At 70.1% G+C, this 16,614-nt stretch carries 15 protein-coding genes and 1 pseudogene; 8 read left to right on the forward strand and 8 right to left on the reverse strand.

Going from position 1 to position 16,614, the window contains the following annotated elements; translation table 11 throughout:
* On the forward strand, nucleotides 1-996 hold the full coding sequence (locus KEC56_RS03875; protein ID WP_227529881.1) for a LacI family DNA-binding transcriptional regulator: 996 nt from the start codon (nucleotides 1-3) through the stop codon (nucleotides 994-996).
* Between the two features lie 25 nt (nucleotides 997-1,021).
* On the opposite strand, the gene KEC56_RS03880 is transcribed toward KEC56_RS03875, so the two are convergent.
* A complete protein-coding gene (locus KEC56_RS03880; protein WP_227529882.1) occupies nucleotides 1,022-1,885 on the reverse strand; it encodes a VOC family protein in 864 nt (287 codons plus the stop codon).
* Between the two features lie 34 nt (nucleotides 1,886-1,919).
* Nucleotides 1,920-2,573 (reverse strand): GntR family transcriptional regulator, encoded by a 654-nt coding sequence (locus KEC56_RS03885; protein WP_227529883.1) that lies wholly within the window; start codon nucleotides 2,571-2,573, stop codon nucleotides 1,920-1,922.
* A 128-nt stretch (nucleotides 2,574-2,701) separates the two neighbouring features.
* Between KEC56_RS03885 and KEC56_RS03890 the strand changes: the two genes are divergently transcribed.
* From KEC56_RS03890 to KEC56_RS03910, 5 genes are read left to right on the forward strand one after another with little or no spacing between them, the layout of a single operon-like run.
* Nucleotides 2,702-3,976, forward strand: coding sequence for an NRAMP family divalent metal transporter (locus KEC56_RS03890; RefSeq protein ID WP_227529884.1), 1,275 nt, complete (start codon nucleotides 2,702-2,704; stop codon nucleotides 3,974-3,976).
* 2 nt (nucleotides 3,977-3,978) lie between these two features.
* A complete protein-coding gene (locus tag KEC56_RS03895) occupies nucleotides 3,979-4,743 on the forward strand; it encodes a LamB/YcsF family protein (RefSeq protein ID WP_175987092.1) in 765 nt (254 codons plus the stop codon).
* Nucleotides 4,740-5,546 (forward strand): putative hydro-lyase, encoded by an 807-nt coding sequence (locus KEC56_RS03900; RefSeq protein WP_372456230.1) that lies wholly within the window; start codon nucleotides 4,740-4,742, stop codon nucleotides 5,544-5,546. Before KEC56_RS03895 ends, KEC56_RS03900 begins: the two co-directional genes overlap by 4 nt.
* Nucleotides 5,546-7,240 (forward strand): 5-oxoprolinase subunit B/C family protein, encoded by a 1,695-nt coding sequence (locus KEC56_RS03905; RefSeq protein ID WP_227529885.1) that lies wholly within the window; start codon nucleotides 5,546-5,548, stop codon nucleotides 7,238-7,240. The genes KEC56_RS03900 and KEC56_RS03905 overlap by 1 nt, the downstream gene beginning before the upstream one ends.
* Entirely contained in the window at nucleotides 7,237-8,955 is a 1,719-nt protein-coding gene (locus KEC56_RS03910) for an acetyl/propionyl/methylcrotonyl-CoA carboxylase subunit alpha (protein WP_227529886.1), read from the forward strand. The genes KEC56_RS03905 and KEC56_RS03910 overlap by 4 nt, the downstream gene beginning before the upstream one ends.
* 115 nt (nucleotides 8,956-9,070) lie before the next feature.
* Here the strand turns inward: KEC56_RS03910 and KEC56_RS03915 are convergent, their stop codons facing one another.
* Together KEC56_RS03915 and KEC56_RS03920 are read right to left on the reverse strand one after the other, a co-directional pair.
* Nucleotides 9,071-10,411: a uracil-xanthine permease family protein gene (locus tag KEC56_RS03915; RefSeq protein ID WP_227529887.1), complete on the reverse strand. Its 1,341-nt coding sequence runs from the start codon at nucleotides 10,409-10,411 to the stop codon at nucleotides 9,071-9,073.
* Between the two features lie 184 nt (nucleotides 10,412-10,595).
* A complete protein-coding gene (locus KEC56_RS03920) occupies nucleotides 10,596-11,456 on the reverse strand; it encodes a phosphoribosylaminoimidazolesuccinocarboxamide synthase (RefSeq protein ID WP_175988915.1) in 861 nt (286 codons plus the stop codon).
* A 56-nt stretch (nucleotides 11,457-11,512) separates the two neighbouring features.
* On the opposite strand from KEC56_RS03920, the gene KEC56_RS03925 reads away from it, so the two are divergent.
* Nucleotides 11,513-13,003 (forward strand): MDR family MFS transporter, encoded by a 1,491-nt coding sequence (locus tag KEC56_RS03925; protein ID WP_227529888.1) that lies wholly within the window; start codon nucleotides 11,513-11,515, stop codon nucleotides 13,001-13,003.
* Between the two features lie 4 nt (nucleotides 13,004-13,007).
* Entirely contained in the window at nucleotides 13,008-13,538 is a 531-nt protein-coding gene (locus KEC56_RS03930; protein WP_227529889.1) for a GNAT family N-acetyltransferase, read from the forward strand.
* A 67-nt stretch (nucleotides 13,539-13,605) separates the two neighbouring features.
* Here the strand turns inward: KEC56_RS03930 and KEC56_RS03935 are convergent.
* From KEC56_RS03935 to KEC56_RS03950, 4 genes and pseudogenes are all read right to left on the reverse strand, one after another.
* A pseudogene (locus KEC56_RS03935) lies at nucleotides 13,606-13,692 on the reverse strand (TIM barrel protein); the annotation flags it as partial.
* The gene (gene purD / locus KEC56_RS03940) at nucleotides 13,691-14,968 is read right to left on the reverse strand and encodes a phosphoribosylamine--glycine ligase (RefSeq protein WP_227529890.1); all 1,278 of its coding nucleotides are present in this window, start codon (nucleotides 14,966-14,968) and stop codon (nucleotides 13,691-13,693) included. The pseudogene KEC56_RS03935 and the gene purD, both read right to left, overlap by 2 nt.
* Before the next feature lie 31 nt (nucleotides 14,969-14,999).
* Nucleotides 15,000-15,677 (reverse strand): NUDIX hydrolase, encoded by a 678-nt coding sequence (locus tag KEC56_RS03945; RefSeq protein ID WP_227529891.1) that lies wholly within the window; start codon nucleotides 15,675-15,677, stop codon nucleotides 15,000-15,002.
* 52 nt (nucleotides 15,678-15,729) lie between these two features.
* A complete protein-coding gene (locus KEC56_RS03950; protein ID WP_227529892.1) occupies nucleotides 15,730-16,539 on the reverse strand; it encodes a DeoR/GlpR family DNA-binding transcription regulator in 810 nt (269 codons plus the stop codon).
* Nucleotides 16,540-16,614: the final 75 nt, after the last annotated feature.

The raw sequence follows: 16,614 nt of genomic DNA on the forward strand, positions 1-16,614 counted from the left end.
GTGGCTTCACGCGCGACGATCGAACAGGTGGCCGCCGCGGCCGGGGTCTCCCGGTCGACGGTTTCGCGCGTCGTGAACGGCTCCGCCGCGGTCAGCCCCGAGGCGCTGCACGCCGTGCAATCGGCGATCGCCGAGCTCAACTACGTCCCGAACAGGGCGGCGCGCTCGCTCGCCTCACGGCAGACGCACGCGATCGCGCTGATCGTTCCCGAGGACACCACGCGCTTCTTCGGCGACCCGTTCTTCGCGTCGATCGTGGCCGGGATCACGGGTGCGCTGGGCGGTTCGGATTATCTGCTCAACCTGTTGATCGCCACCGGCGACCCCGGCGACAAGATGACGAGCTTCGTGCGCAACGGCGGGGTCGACGGGGCGCTGATCGTCTCGCACCACACCAGTGACGCGTTCGTCGAGCGCATCGCCGACGCCGTCCCGGTGGTCTGGGGCGGCCGGCCGCTGCACCAACGGCCCAGTGAGTACGTCGTCGACGTCGACAACGCCTCGGCCGCGCGCTCGGCCACGCAGCACCTCATCGACACCGGTCGCAAGCGCATCGCGACCATCGCGGGCCCGCAGACGATGCTCGCCTCGGTCGATCGGCTCCAGGGGTTTCGATCGGCGCTCGCGGATGCCGGGCTCGAGCCGTTCGCCGAGACGGCGGGCGACTACAGCGAGGCCAGCGGGGCCGAGGCGGCCAGGCGTCTGCTGGCCGCAGGACGGCCGGATGCGATCTTCGCCGCCGGCGACCTCATGGCGCGCGGCGCGCTGCGGATGCTCAGCGCCAAGGGGGTGCGCGTTCCCGACGATGTGGCGATCGTGGGCTTCGACGACTCGCAGGTCGCCCTGAGCACCGATCCGCAGCTGACGACGGTCAGGCAGCCGATGTACGCGATGGGCAAGACGATGACAGGGGTTCTGCTGTCGCGCCTGGCCGGCAACGAGCCGCCCGAGGTCACGATCCTGCCGACCGAGCTGGTGGTGCGCGGATCGGCGTGAGCGGCGCGCCGTCCCGCGGCGGCGCCTACGCGGCCAGCTGCGCCTTGAGGGTGTTGTTCCACGGGTCCTGGAAGGTCAGCGTCCGCCCGTCGTCGGCGACCTGCGTGCCGAAGTGCGTCAGACGCTCGCCGAGCTCGCCGAGCGCGTCGGCATCCGGCAGGGCGAGGTCGACCTGACCGAGGCCGAGCGCGGGCATCCGGGGCCCCGCGCCGCGCGAGTTCCAGACGTTCATCGCCATGTGGTGGTGGTAGCCGCCGGCGCTGACGAACAGAGCCTGCTCGCCCAGGGATGCCGTGGTGTCGAACCCGAGCAGGCGGACGTAGAAATCGCGGGCGGTCGCGACGTCGCCGACCGACAGGTGCACGTGGCCGATGCGTGCGGCCTCGGACGCCGTGGCGCCTGCCGCAGCCTGCTCCGTCAGATGCTCCTGCAGGAACGCGTTCGGGTCCAGGTACAGGGTGGCCATCTCGACCTGGCCGTGCGTCCACGACCACTCCGTGCGGTCGCGGTCCCAGTACAGCTCGATGCCGTTGCCCTCGGGGTCGTTCAGGTAGAACGCCTGGCTGACGAGGTGATCGGCGCTGCCCGTGAACAGCTGCGGCGCGCGCTGCGCGACCGACAGCAGGGCGGAGGCCAGCGCCGCCTGCGTCTCGAAGAGGATGGCCGTGTGGAACAGGCCGGCCGAGCCGCGCGCCGCATGCTGGAGGCCGGGCGAGTGGTGCAGCACGACCAGCGGCACGCCGGCCCGCCCGAGCGTCACGGCGTCGCCCTCGGCGCCGAGCACCTGCAGGGTGATGACGTCGCGGTAGAAGGCCGTCATGGCGTCGAGATCGGCGACGTAGAGGGTGACGGCACCCATCGTAGTTGCCGCGGCAAGCTTCTCGTTCATGACTGGTGAAACGCCTCCGGTCGCGATCTATTCCCTAGCTCCGGCCCATCCGGGCGAAAGCGCCCAGCACGAGTCGCTCGGACTGGATCAGGTAGTCCTCGAGCGCGTCGGCAGCAGCGGCCGGACCCGTGCTGAGCAGGGCATCCAGGACGATCCGGTTGCGCCGGACGAACGGCTCGTGCAGCGCCCTCGGGTCGTCGATCTCGAGGAAGACGAGTCGCAGCTCTGCGGCCAGGTTGCGATAGGTGCGCGCCAGGCGCGGACTGTCGGCGAGATCGATGATCGCCACGTGGAAGGCCATGTTGGCGCTGCCGACGCGCTGCCACTGCTCCTTGGGCAGCCACCGCTCCGACTCGGCGAGCGCGTCGCGCATGCGCTGCACGGCAGGGTGCTCCGGTTCGCACTCGCGCAGCACCGTGCACTCGATCGTGCGCCGCGCTCGGTAGATGTCGATGACGTCGCCGATCGTGGGGGCGGCGACCGAGACGCCGCGGTGCGGTGCGTGGTCGAGCAGCCCCTGCTCCGCGAGCACGCGGAAGGCCTCGCGCACGGTGTTGCGGGAGACCTCGAACCGCTCCGACAGCATCGCCTCGGACAGCTTCGATCCCGGCGCGAATTCGCCGTCGATGATGCTCTGCCGGAGCGAGTCGGCCAGCACGCCCTGCTGGATCAGGCCCTGTTGGATCACGCCTTCATGTTAGGCGTCTGCGACCTGGTCGTAGCATCCCCGAAACAAAGTTGTAGAACAATCAGACCCTGAAGTGTTCTACACTCGGTGTCACTCGACACCCAACAACGACGATGGGAACCCCCTCCATGCCTGAGCACACGCAATCAGAGCAGTCTCAGACCGACGCGAAGCTCGCGGCCGTGAAGAAGCGCGCAGGTCGCAGCGCCGTCATCGGCGCTATCTTCCTGATGGCCACCAGCGCCATCGGCCCCGGCTTCATCACCCAGACCGCCACCTTCACCGCCACGATGGGCGCGGCCTTCGCGTTCGCCATCCTCATCTCGGTGCTCGTCGACATCGCCGTGCAGCTGAACATCTGGCGGATGATCACCTCTTCGGGCAAGCGCGCAGGCGAACTGGCCAACGCCGCGATCCCGTTCTCGGGCCACGTCATCGCGATCCTCGTCGTCATCGGCGGCCTCGCCTTCAACATCGGCAACATCGCCGGCGGCGGGCTGGGCCTCAACGCCCTCCTCGGCATCGACGCCAAGTGGGGCGGACTGCTCACCGGCGCCCTGGCGATCATCATCTTCCTCATCAAGAAGGCCGGGAAGGTGATGGACATCGTCCTCGTCGTCCTCGGCGTCGGCATGATCGTGATGACGGTGATCGTCGCGATCATGTCGCAGCCGCCGATCGGCGACGCGCTGCGGCAGACCTTCGTGCCCGACACCCTGAACTTCGCCACCATCACCACGATCGTCGGCGGCACCGTCGGCGGGTACATCACCTACTCGGGTGCGCACCGCTACCTCGACTCCGGTCACACCGGCCCCGAGCACGCCGGCCCCGTCATGCGCGCCGCGGCCAACGGCATCCTCGTGACCGGCATCATGCGCTACGTGCTGTTCCTCGCGATCCTCGGTGTCGTGGCATCCGGCGTCGCCCTCGACCTCACGACGCAGGCCGCCAACCCGGCGGGTCAGGCGTTCGGCATCGTCCTCGGCGAGGCGGGTCTGCGGATCTTCGGCGCGATCTTCTGGGCAGCCGCCATCAGCTCGGTGATCGGCGCCGCCTACACCTCGGCGACGTTCCTCTCGACATTCCACAAGCGGTTCCTGGGCGGCTGGTCGCTGCAGTGGGCGACGATCGGCTTCATCATCGTCTCGCTGATCATCTATCTGCTGATCGGCACAGCGCCCGCAGCGATCCTCGTGTTCGTCGGCGGCTTCAACGGCCTGATCCTGCCGATCGGCCTCACGGTGTTCATGTACATCGGGTGGTTCCGCCGCGACCTGCTCGGCACCCGCAAGTACCCGCTGTGGCTGCTCATCGCCGGCACCCTGGTGACCCTGCTGACCTGGTACATGGGTATCGTCTCGGTCGGACCCATCTTCGCCTTCCTCGGAACGGGGGCCTGACCATGGCAGTGATCGACCTGAACTCCGACCTCGGTGAGAACGTCGCCGACCGCGTCGTCAGCGACGACGCGGCGATGCTCGAGATCGTCACGAGCGCGAACGTATCGTGCGGCTTCCACGCGGGGAGCCCCGAAGGCATCCGCGAGACACTCGCCGCAGCCGTGCAGCGCGGCGTCGTGATCGGCGCCCACCCCGGCTACCGCGACTACGAGAACTTCGGCCGCACCAACGTCGAGATCGATTCGCCGACGCTGCAGGCGCACGTCGAGTACCAGCTCGGCGCGCTGATCGGACTCGCGTCGGCCGTCGGCGGTCGCGTGGCCTACGTGAAGCCGCACGGCGCGCTGTACAACACGATCGCCCGCGACGAGCGGCAGTCGGCCGATGTCGTCGCGGCCATCAAGGCGATCGATCCGAACCTCGTGCTGCTCGGGCTTGCGGGCGGCGTCGTGCTCGAGGTCGCATCCCGCGCCGGCCTGCAGGTCGCCGCCGAGGCGTTCGCCGACCGCGCCTACCAGCCTGACGGTCAGCTCGTCTCGCGCGCCCAGGACGGGGCCGTGCTGCACGACCCGGCCGCGGTCGCCGAGCGCATGGTGCGGCTTGCGGACCAGGGCGTGATCCGCGCGATCGACGGCACCGACGTGCGCGTCGACGCGCAGTCGATCTGCGTGCACGGCGACAGCCCCGGGTCGATCGCGATGGCGGCCGAGACGAAGCGGATGCTGCAGGACGCCGGCATCACGATCGCGCCGTTCGCGGGGGCGTGAGCGTGGCCGTGCTCGCGTCCGCCGATCAGCTCGCCTCCGCGCGGGCAGCCCGCGCCGCATACCGTTCCGGTGTCTCGGAGCCCACCAGCGGCATCGCCGCAGGCCTCACGCAGGCGAACCTCATCGCGGTGCCGGCGGACTGGGCCTTCGAGACGCTGCTGTACGCGCAGCGCAACCCGAAGCCGTGTCCGGTGCTCGAGGTCATCGAGGCGGGACAGGTCGAGTCCGCGCTCGCGCCGGGGAGCGACATCCGCACCGACATCGGGCGGTACCGCATCTGGCGGGACGGTGAGCTCGTCAGCGAGCAGAACGATGCACGCGACGCGTGGGAGGAGCATCCCGATCTCGTCGCGTTCCTCATCGGCTGCAGCTTCACGTTCGAGACGGGGCTGGTGGATGCCGGCATCCCGATCCGTCACCAGGAGCTCGGGCGCAATGTGCCGATGTACCGCACGAACATCGACTGCACCCCCGCCGGACGCCTGCGGGGCGAGATGGTCGTCTCGATGCGGCCGATCCCCGCCGGGCGAGTGGCGGATGCCGTGCAGATCTCGGGTCGCACCCCGGCTGTGCACGGGGCTCCCGTGCATATCGGCGACCCGGCCTCGCTCGGCATCGCCGACCTGGCGCGGCCGGACTTCGGCGACGCCCCCGAGGTGCGCGACGGCGAGATCCCCGTGTTCTGGGCCTGCGGCGTCACCCCGCAGGCGGCGATCATGGCGTCCAAGCCCCCGTTCGCGGTGACCCACGCGCCGGGATACATGTTCATCACCGACGTGCCCGATGCGGAGTACATCGTCTGATGCGCATCCTCACGGCATCCGACCGGTCACTCCTCGTCGAGGCGGCCGATCTCGACGAGGCGATGCGCCTGAACCTCGCGTGGGACGGCACGCCCGGCGTCGTCGAGCGCATTCCCGGCGCTCGGACCGTCCTCGTCAGGTTCGACCCGGTGCGCACGACAGCTGCCTCCCTGGCGGCGGTGCTCTCGGCGACGGTCGTGGATGTCGAGCACGTGCCGCACACCAGCGCAGTCACCATTCCGGTGCAGTACGACGGCGAAGACCTCGCCGAGGCCGCGGCGCTCCTGGGCGTCTCGGCGGAAGAGCTCGTGAACCGGCACCTCGCCGCGCACTGGCAGGTCGCGTTCTCGGGCTTCGCCCCCGGGTTCGGGTACGTCGTCGGCAATGATCCGCTGTTCGACGTGCCGCGCCGGTCGTCACCGCGCACGCGCGTGCCCGCAGGGTCGGTCGCGCTCGCCGGAGCCTTCACGGGCGTGTACCCGCGCGAGAGCCCCGGCGGCTGGCAGCTCATCGGACGCACGGATGCCGTCATGTGGGACATCGACCGCGACCCGCCCGCTCTCCTGGCGCCCGGGACGTCCGTGCGCTTCGTCGCGTCGCGGGAGGCCGTGTCGGCCGCTGAGCCTGTCGAAGCGTCCGCTGCGCAAGGGATGCCTCGGGGGAGACATGCCCCCGCCGACCTGCGGTCGGCTCCCGCCAGACCCGATGCCAGCTCCCCCGAGACATCCCTTGCTCCGCTCGGCAGCGCGGATGAGTCCAGTAACGGGGCGTTGAGCGAGCCGAAGCCTTCTTCCCTCACCCGGCCTCGTCCGGCCATCGAGGTCATCCGCCCGTCGCTGCAGCTCCTCGTCCAAGACCTCGGACGCCCCGGGCATGCCGCCCTCGGCGTCTCGGCATCCGGGGCCGCCGACCGCACGGCCATGCGCGACGCGAACCGCGCCGTCGGCAACGCACCCGGCGCGGCCGTGCTCGAGAGCGTCGGCGGAACGGCGCTGCGGTTCCACGGCGACGGCGTCGCGGTCGTCGCCGGAGCCACAGGCGACATCACGCTCACCGACGCGGACGGCGTCGCACGCAGGATCCCGCATGGCTCCCCGTTCGCCACGGTCTCCGGCGACGAACTCGCCCTCGGCCACCCGGCGCAGGGGCTCCGCTACGTCATCGGTGTGCGCGGCGGCATCGACGTCGACGCAGCCCTGGGCAGTCGCTCCAGCGACACCCTTGCCGGCCTGGGGCCCGCCGCGCTCGCCGCCGGAGACATCGTCGCAATCGGCGATGCGGCGGTGGCCGCCGTCGACCCGGTTCCCCGGCCGCGCGACCTGCCGGCATCCGGCGACCTCGTCGAGCTCGCCATCACCCTCGGCCCGCGCGATGACTGGTTCACGGCATCCGCTCTCGAGACTCTGACGACGCAGGAGTGGCTCGTCACGCCGCGCTCCGACCGCGTCGGCATCCGTCTGCACGGCGACGTGCCGCTCGAACGCGAGACACCGGGGGAACTGCCCAGCGAGGGCGCGGTGACCGGCGCGATCCAGGTGCCGCCGGACGGCCAGCCCGTGCTGTTCCTCCCCGACCATCCGCTCACCGGCGGCTATCCGATCATCGGCGCGGTCACCGATCGCTGCCTCGATCTCGCAGCTCAACTGCCTCCCGGCGCCCGCATCCGCTTCCGCATCGAAGGAGCACGCTCATGAAGAAGGTTCTGATCGCCAACCGCGGCGAGATCGCCGTGCGCGTGATCCGCGCGTGCGCCGAGGCCGGGTACGGTTCGGTCGCCGTGTACGCCGATCAGGATGCCGAGGCGCTGCACGTCCGCCTCGCCGACGAGGCCGTCGGACTTGGCGGGCAGGCCGCGGCGGATACCTACCTGTCGATCCCTGCTCTGATGGACGCTGCGCGGAAGTCCGGCGCGGATGCCGTGCATCCCGGGTACGGGTTCCTGTCCGAGAGCGCGGCATTCGCGCGCGCCGTGGAGGACGCCGGGCTCACCTGGATCGGACCCGCGCCCGACAGCATCGACGCGCTCGGCGACAAGATGACCGCCCGCCGCATCGCGCAGAAGGTGGGGGCGCCGCTCGCCGCCGGTACCGATCAGCCGCTGTCGGGTCCCGCCGAGGCCGTCGCCTTCGCAGAGGAGCACGGCGTGCCGATCGCGATCAAGGCCGCGTACGGCGGTGGCGGTCGCGGCATCAAGGTCGTCCGCGAGCTGTCCGAGGTCGCCGAGGCCTTCGACGCCGCGACGCGCGAGGCGATCGTCGCGTTCGGCCGCGGCGAGTGCTTCGTCGAGCGGTTCCTCGAGAGCCCGCGCCACATCGAGGTGCAGGTGCTCGGCGATGGGCAGGGCGGCGTCGTCGTGGTCGGCGACCGGGACTGCTCGATGCAGCGCCGCAATCAGAAGCTCATCGAAGAGGCCCCGGCGCCGCGTCTGACGTCCGAGCAGCGCGAGCAGTTCCACGAGGCCGCTCGTCGCATCTGCGCCGAGGTGTCCTACCGCGGCGCGGGCACGGTCGAGTTCATGCTCGCCGCCGACGGCACGATCTCGTTCCTCGAGGTGAATACCCGCCTGCAGGTGGAGCATCCCGTGACCGAGGAGGTCACCGGTGTCGACCTCGTGCGTGAGCAGTTCCGCATCGCCTCGGGCGAGGGGCCGTCGTTCACGTCGACGCCCGAGCCGCGTGGCCACGCGTTCGAGTTCCGCATCAACGCCGAGGACCCGGGGCGCGGCTTCCTGCCGAGCCCGGCGCTCGTCACGGCGCTCGGCGTTCCGGGCGGGCCCGGTGTGCGCTGGGACAGCGGCATCGAGGCGGGGGACGCCGTGCAGCCGGCGTTCGACTCGATGATCGCCAAGCTGATCGTGCACGCCGATTCGCGGGATGCTGCGCTGGTTCGGGCGCGCCGTGCGCTGCGCGAGTTGCAGATCGAGGGGCCGGCGACTCTCGTCTCGTTCGACCGGCTCGCCGTGGACCAGCCGGAATTCGCCACCGAGACGTTCGGGGTGCACACGCAGTGGATCGAAGCATCCCTGCTCCCGCGGCTCGAGCCGCAGCTGCGCCCGGCGCCCCTCGAGGATGCCGGGATGCAGCGCTTCGGCGTCGAGATCGACGGCAAGCGCGTTGTGCTCGGAGTTCCCGCGGCGCTGCTGCGCGGATTCGCCTCCGCGCCGTCGGGGGAGGCCGCTGCGGAGCCGGCATCCGCCGACCCGGCCGACCTGCGGGCCCCCGTCCCCGGAAGCCTCGTCCGCTGGCTCGTCGACGACGGTGCCGAGGTCGCGGCGGGGGATGCCGTCGCCGTCCTCGACGCCATGAAGATGGAGACCCAGGTCGCCGCCCACCGCGCAGGCATGTTGTCGCAGACGGCTTCCGTCGGCGACATGGTCGCGGCCGACGCCGTCATCGGCCGCATCGGCTGACGTCGGGCATCCGGTCTCGCGCCCCGGTCTGCGGACAGGAGCCCGATCTGCTGACGTTCTTCGCGGATTCGTCAGCAGATCGGGGCAAGGTCAGCAGATCGGACCGGTCGCCGGCTTACTCCGGGTCGCCGCCGAGCGGGCCGACGGCCGGGATGGGGCCGCCGTCGTCCGCGCCGGTCTTGCGGGCACGGGCGATCGCGTTGCCCAGGTGGTAGATCAGCAGCGCCGCCACCGTGCCGAGCACGATCGCCCCGAGCTGGAACGCTCCCCAGCTCATCGCGAAGCCGCCGACGGCGATCACGAACGACACCGCGACGGTGTACTGGTTGACGGGGCGCGAGAAGTCCACGCGGTTGTCGACCCAGATCTTGATGCCGATGACGCCGATGAGGCCGTACAGCGCGGTGGTCACGCCTCCGAGCACCCCCGGCGGGATGGAGTTGAAGATCACGCCGACCTTGGGCGAGAACGCCAGCAGGATCGCCGCGCCGCCGGTCACCCAGTACGCCGCGGTCGAGTACACGCGTGTTGCGGCCATGACGCCGATGTTCTCGCCGTACGTCGTGGTCGCAGACCCGCCGAATCCGCCGGCGAGGGTCGTCGCGAGGCCGTCGGCGACGAGCGCGCGACCGGTGTGCTTGTTGATCGACGGGTCGTTCGTCATGGTCGCGACACCGCGGACGTGCCCGACGTTCTCGGCGATGAGCACGAGCACGACCGGCAGGAACATCGGCACGTACAGCCAGGCCGCGGGGTCGGTGACCGCGGCGAGGTGGAAGTCGGGCAGCCCGATCCAGGCGGCGTCCTCGATGCCGTCGAACGACACCTGGTTCGTGAAGATCGCCACGATGTAGCCGACGATCACGCCGAGGAAGATCGAAATGCGGCCGAGGAACCCGCGGAACAGCACGCTGAACAGGATCACCGCGATCAGCGTCACCGAGGCGAGCTCGGGCTGCAGGGTGAAGTTGTTCCAGGCGGCGGGGGCGAGATTGAAGCCGATGAGCGCGACGATGGATCCCGCGACCACCGGCGGCATGAATCGGTCGATCCACTGCACCCCGACGGCCTGCACGAGGAAGCCGATCGCGGCGAGCAGCACGCCAACCACGACGACGCCGACGAGCGCCTGCGTGATCTGCTGCGGGGTCTCGAGTGCCTGCCCGGCGTTGATGGCGGTGATCGGTGCGAGGAACGCGAAGGACGAGCCGAGGTAGCTGGGCAGGCGGTTGCGGGTCAGCAGCAGGAACAGCAGCGTGCCGATGCCCGAGAACAACAGGGTCGTCGACACCGGGAACCCGGTGATGATCGGCACGAGGAAGGTCGCGCCGAACATGGCGACGACATGCTGTGCGCCGATCGCGAAGGTGGCGGGCCAGTTCAGCCGCTCTTCGGGGCGGACGACGTTGCCCGGCGCGACGGTGCGGCCGTCGCCGTGGATCTTCCAGACCGGCATGGGGTGCTCCTCATTTTCGGGGTCGGAGCAACATTACCGATTGCTGAGTGCCGGCCGTGTGCGCGACAGTCCGGGGATCGGGGCGACGGATGTCGGACCGATCCGTCGCATCTGTCCGACATCTGTGCAGAAGGCCCCCGAAGTGTCGGACCGGGCCGGGCCGCAGCGCGACGAGGATGCTGCCTCAGGCCGTCAGGCGCTCGATGAGCTCCCGGTATCGGTCTGCCGTGCGCTCGACGATCTCGTCAGGGAGTGCCGGCGGCTCACCCTGCTTGTCCCAGTTGGAGGCCAGCCAGTCGCGGACGATCTGCTTGTCGAACGACGCCATGCGCTCCGCTGGCGTGGAGCCGGACTCCCAGGCGGCGGCATCCCAGTACCGCGACGAGTCGCTCGTGAGCACCTCGTCGGCGAGGCGCAACGTGCCGTCGGCATCCGTCCCGAACTCGAACTTCGTGTCGGCGAGGATGAGGCCGCGCTCCTCGGCGATCGCCGAGGCGCGCGCGTAGATCGCCAGCGACGTGTCGCGCAACTCTGCCGCGCGCTCGGCACCGACCAGCTCGACGACGCGGTCGAAGTCGATGTTCTCGTCGTGCTCGCCCATCGGCGCTTTGTACGCGGGGGTGAACAGGGGCTCGGGCAGGCGGTCGCCGTTCTCGAGGCCGACCGGCAGCGGGATGCCGCACACCGTTCCGCTCTCCTGATACTCCGCCCAGCCGGAGCCGGTGATGTACCCGCGCACGACGCACTCGATCGGCAGCATCTCCAGAGACTGCGCGAGCATCGCGCGGTCCGCGACCGCCTCGGGCACCTCGCCCTCGGCGAGGTGGTTCGGGAAGTCGAGCTGCTCGAACCACCAGCGGCTGAGTCTCGTGAGCAGGGCGCCCTTGTCGGGGATGCCGGGGGAGAGCACGAAGTCGAAAGCACTCACCCGGTCGGATGCGACGACGAGGATGCGGGTGTCGGCCGGGTCCTCCGATGCATACAGATCGCGGACCTTGCCGGAGTAGAGATGACGCCAGCCGGGGATGCTCTTCGCTTCGCTCACGTGCCCATTATCCCGGTCCCGGGGGCGTCGTCGGATGCCGGGTGTACCGTTGCCGGGTGACCGACGCCCCCGCACCTCGCACCGAACCCGCTGCAGCACCGCCGCGCAGCCCGTGGCCCGCACTCTGGGCTCTCGTCATCGGTTTCTTCATGATCCTCGTCGACACGACGATCGTGAACGTCGCGAACCCTGCGATCAAGGCGGCTCTCGATCCCGAGTCCAACAACCTCGACCGGGTGGTCTGGGTCACGAGCGCCTACCTGCTGGCCTACGCCGTTCCGCTGCTCATCACGGGCCGCCTCGGCGACCGCTTCGGGCCGAAGAACCTCTACCTGATCGGGCTCGCCGTCTTCACACTCGCCTCGCTCGCATGCGGGCTCTCGACGAGTCTGAACATGCTCATCTGGGCGCGCGCGGCCCAGGGCCTCGGCGCCGCCCTTCTGACACCGCAGACCATGGCCGTCATCACCCGCACCTTCCCGCCCGAGCGGCGGGGAGCGGCGATGGGGCTGTGGGGCGCGGCATCCGGCGTCGCGATGCTCGTCGGGCCGCTCGCGGGCGGGTTCCTCGTCGACGGGCTCGGCTGGGAGTGGATCTTCTTCATCAACCTGCCCGTCGGCGTGGTCGGATTCGTGCTGGCCTGGATGCTCGTGCCCAAGCTCGAGACGCACACGCACCGCTTCGACGTGCCCGGCGTCTTCCTCAGTGCGATCGCGATGTTCCTCATCGTGTTCGGACTGCAGGAGGCGGAGGCCTACGACTGGGGCGTGATCTGGGGGCCGATCTCGGTGTGGGGCCTCATCGGCGCCGGCATTGTCGTGATGGCGCTGTTCCTCTGGTATCAGGGCCGCACGAAGAACGAGCCTCTGGTGCCGCTCGGCCTGTTCCGCGACCGCAACTTCGCCTGGTCGAACATCACGATCGCCATCGTCGGGTTCACCGTCACGGCTCAGGGTCTGCCGCTGATGTTCTTCCTGCAGCTCGCCCGCGGACTCACCCCGACCGAGTCGGCGCTGCTGCTGATCCCGATGGCGCTCGCCGCCGGCATCGTCTCGCCGTTCGCCGGAAGGCTCCTCGACCGTGTCGACCCGCGCGTCATGCTCGTGCCCGGTCTTCTTCTCGTCGCGGTATCGCTGTTCCTGTTCGCGTGGATGATGAACACCGACACCCCGATCCTGTGGATGCTCCTGCCGTCGCTGATCCTCGGCTTCGGGAACGCCGGCATGTGGGGGCCGCTCGCGACGACGGCGACGCGCGACTTGCCGATGCGCCAGGCCGGGGCCGGTTCGGGCATCTACAACACGATGCGCACGATCGGCTCGGTGCTGGGATCTGCTGCGATCGCCGCGTTCATGCAGAGTCGCCTCGAGGCGAACCTGCCCGGTGCGGACGATGCGTCGGGCGGCTTCGGCGGCGGTGCGCCGCCGGATGCGATCGCGGCCCCGTTCGCGGATGCCATGGCCCAGACGATGCTGCTGCCGGCGGCGTTCATCCTGCTCGGGGTCGTGGCCGTGCTCTTCCTGCGTCGTCCGAAGCACCTACGCTGAGACGATGACGATCGCACTCACCCGCCCGACCGCAGACCTCTACGACTCGTGGGCGGCGGCGGTCGACGAGTTCGGCGGCATCCACATCGACGGCTCGGGGATGACCGCTCCCACCGACAGTGAGCGCGGAACGTTCGACGAACTGCTCACGAAGGCCCGGGAACTCGCCGACACGAGCATCCCCGCACCTGACGGCCGCGTGCACAACGACCTGTTCTGGATCACCGACGACGGCGAGGTCGTCGGATTCGTGTCGTTCCGGCACGAGCTCAACGAGTGGCTTCGGCACTTCGGCGGGCACATCGGGTACTCGGTGCGTCCGACTCGTCGTCGGCAGGGCTACGCGCACGCCGGACTCGCGCTGGCGATGGATCGCGCCCGCGAGCTCGGGCTCGAGAGCGTCATGCTCACCTGCGATGACGACAACGCCGGGTCGTACCGCACGATCGAGGGCGCGGGCGGCGTCCTGCAGGACGTCGTGGATGCCGCAGAGCAGGGCCACCCGCGCCTGCGGCGCTACTGGATCGAGCTGTAGGTTTCGACTCGCTTCGCTCGCTCAACCCGTTTCGACTGCGGCGCTGTGCGCCTTCGCTCAACGACTCGTAGCCGATCGCGTTCAGCATCCGGAACGCGTCCTCCCACGGCACGTCGCCGTGGCCGGTCGAGATGAAGTCTGAGCGCCCCCGCCTACTCCGCGACGGCGGCCGCGATGTCGCGGCGGTAGTGCGCGCCGTCCAGGCCGATGCGGCCCATCGCCTCGTACGCGCGGGTGCGCGCATCGGCGAAGTCCGATCCGACCGCGACGACGTTGAGTACGCGGCCGCCGGTCGCGACGAGGTCGCCGCCGGGAGCATCCGGCCCCGCGGTGGCGGCATGCACGATCCGCACGCCCTCGATGCCCGCGGCATCCGCGAGGCCCGAGATCTGACGGCCGGTCTGGGGTGCCTCCGGGTAACCCTCGCTGGCGAGCACGACGGTGATCGCCACATCGTCGGCGAACTCCGGCTGCGGCTGCGCCTCGAGATTTCCGGATGCCGCTGCCAGCAGCAGCTGCGACAGCGGAGTGCGCAGGCGCGGGAGCACCACCTGGGTCTCGGGGTCGCCGAAGCGCGCGTTGAACTCGATGACCTTCACACCTGCGGGGGTGAGGATGAGGCCGGCGTACAGCAACCCGATGAACGGTGTGCCCTCGGCATCCAGCTGGCGGATGACGGGCAGGGCGACCTTCTCGGTGACCTCTGCCACGAACGAGGCTTCGCTGCCGAACTGCGCCGCGAGCCAGGGGAGTGGCGAGTACGCGCCCATGCCGCCGGTGTTCGGTCCCTCGTCGCCGTCGAAGGCCCGCTTGAAGTCCTGTGCGGGGCTGAGCGCGCGCACCGTGTCTCCGTCGGAGAGGAAGAAGAGCGAGACCTCGGGGCCGGAGAGGAACTCCTCCACGAGCACGGGTCCTGCGGGAAGGTACTGCGACGCGTGTGCGAGCGCCTCGGCGCGGTCGGAGGTCACGATGACGCCCTTGCCGGCCGCGAGCCCATCGGCCTTGACGACGTACGGCGCGCCCAGATCGTCGAATGCGGCCTCGACCTCGGCGACGGATGCCGCACGCACGGCGCGTCCGGTCGGCACGCCCGCGGCATCCATGATCCGCTTCGCGAAGGCCTTGGAGCCCTCGAGCTGGGCGGCTGCTTTTCCGGGGCCGAACACGGGGATGCCGCGCTCGCGCAGGGCGTCGGCGACGCCGGCGACGAGCGGCGCCTCCGGGCCGATCACGACGAGGTCGACCCCGTGCTCGTCCGCGTATGCGGCGACGGCGCGGCCGTCGAGCTGGTCGACCGTGACGAGGGTCGCATCCGCGGCGATGCCGGCGTTGCCGGGGGAGCAGAGCAACTCGTGGCCGGCGTCCTCTGCCTTCAGCGCGAGGATGATCGCGTGCTCACGGGCACCGGAACCGAGGACGAGGATCTTCACCCGTCCAGACTACCCAGCGGCACAGACCTGGTCAGACGGTGACCGGCCGCTCCCGCGACACCTCCCACGGAACCGTCCACCCGCACGTCTCGAACAGCCGGTCGAGCACCATGGCGGTGAAGCCCCACACGATGGTCCCGTCGACGTCGAACGCCGGGCCTCGGAAGGTCATGCCCTCGCGCGTCAGTGTGGAGGTGAAGCGGGTCGCGGGGTCCAGCAGCTGCGCCACCGGTACACGGAAGACCTCCACGGTCTCGGCGTGATCCACGGCGGCGACCTTGGAAGGCTTCGTCCACCAGCCCAGCACCGGCGTGACATGGTGGTTGCTCACGGCGAGCGGGAGGGCGGGCAGCACCCCGAGTACCTCCACGCCGGTCGGGTCGAGCCCGGTCTCCTCCTCGGCCTCGCGCAATGCCGTGTCGACGTCGTCGCTGTCGGCGGGCTCGCGTCCGCCACCGGGGAACGACACCTGGCCGGGGTGCGATGACAGTGTCGGAGCCCTCCGCTGCAGCAGGACGTCGAGATCCTTCGCGATCGCGGCATCCGGTGTCGTGGCGGGGATGCTGTCGAGCACGCCGAACAGGATCAGCACGGCGGATCGCCGAGCCCGAACGTCGGCGGACAGCGGCGGGAGGATGCCCCAGTCGTCGCTGCGGGCCGCGGCCAGAAGCTGGGCGCGGGCGCCGGCCGGATGCTCGCTGTCTGTCACGCCTCGAGCCTACGCCCGTGTCCACGGGCGTGCGCCATAGGGGGTGCCCCGCCTACGCGATGACGACCTCGACCCCGGCCGCGCGCAGCTCTTCCAGCGCCGCCGGATCCGCGGATTCGTCGGTGATCAGCATCGAGACGGCGGAGGTCTCGGCCATCTGGGCGAGTGCGACCGCGCCGATCTTGGAGCCGTCGGCGACGACGATCGTGCGCTGCGCCTTGGCGACCATGGCGTGATTGGTGCGCGCCTCGGTCTCGTCGTGCGTCGTCACCCCGGCTGCCGCCGTGAAGCCGTCCGCTCCGAGGATCGCCGTTCCGACGTTGACCGCGTTGAACGTGCCTTCGGCGAGTACGCCGACCAGTTCGAGCGATTGCGGGCGCAGGATGCCGCCGGTCATCACGACGCGCAGCCGCGGGTACGGTGCGACGAGTGACGCGATCGACAGGGAGTTCGTCACGATCGTGAGGTCGGTGTGACCGGCCAGCTCCCGCGCGACACCGGCCGTCGTCGTCCCGCCGCTCAGCGCGATGGCGTGCCGCTCGCGCGGGATACGGGCGGCAGCCGCACGTGCGATGCGCCGCTTCGCCTCCTGGAAGCGCGTATCGCGGAGCGCCACCGGCACCTCGGCCAGTGATCCTGTCGCCTTGGCTCCGCCGTGCGTGCGGATGATCAGGCCCTGATCGGCGAGGACGGTGAGGTCGCGCCGAAGGGTCGCGGCAGAGCTGCCGAACTGCTCCGCGAGTTCGGCCAGCGAGACCTCGCGGCGCTCGGCGATGAGATCGAGGATCGCGGCCATGCGCCGAGACCGCTTGGGGGAGCCGCCGATTTCGGCGACAGTGCTGGTGCTGTACGCGGTGGCCATGGAAAGTGAGCATGTCAGATGAGCATATGAGTGTCAATTCACTCATATGCTTGCGTGGAATGAGCATTCTGCCCA

Source organism: Microbacterium tenebrionis, assembly GCF_020682665.1.
Taxonomy (GTDB): Bacteria; Actinomycetota; Actinomycetes; order Actinomycetales; family Microbacteriaceae; genus Microbacterium; species Microbacterium tenebrionis.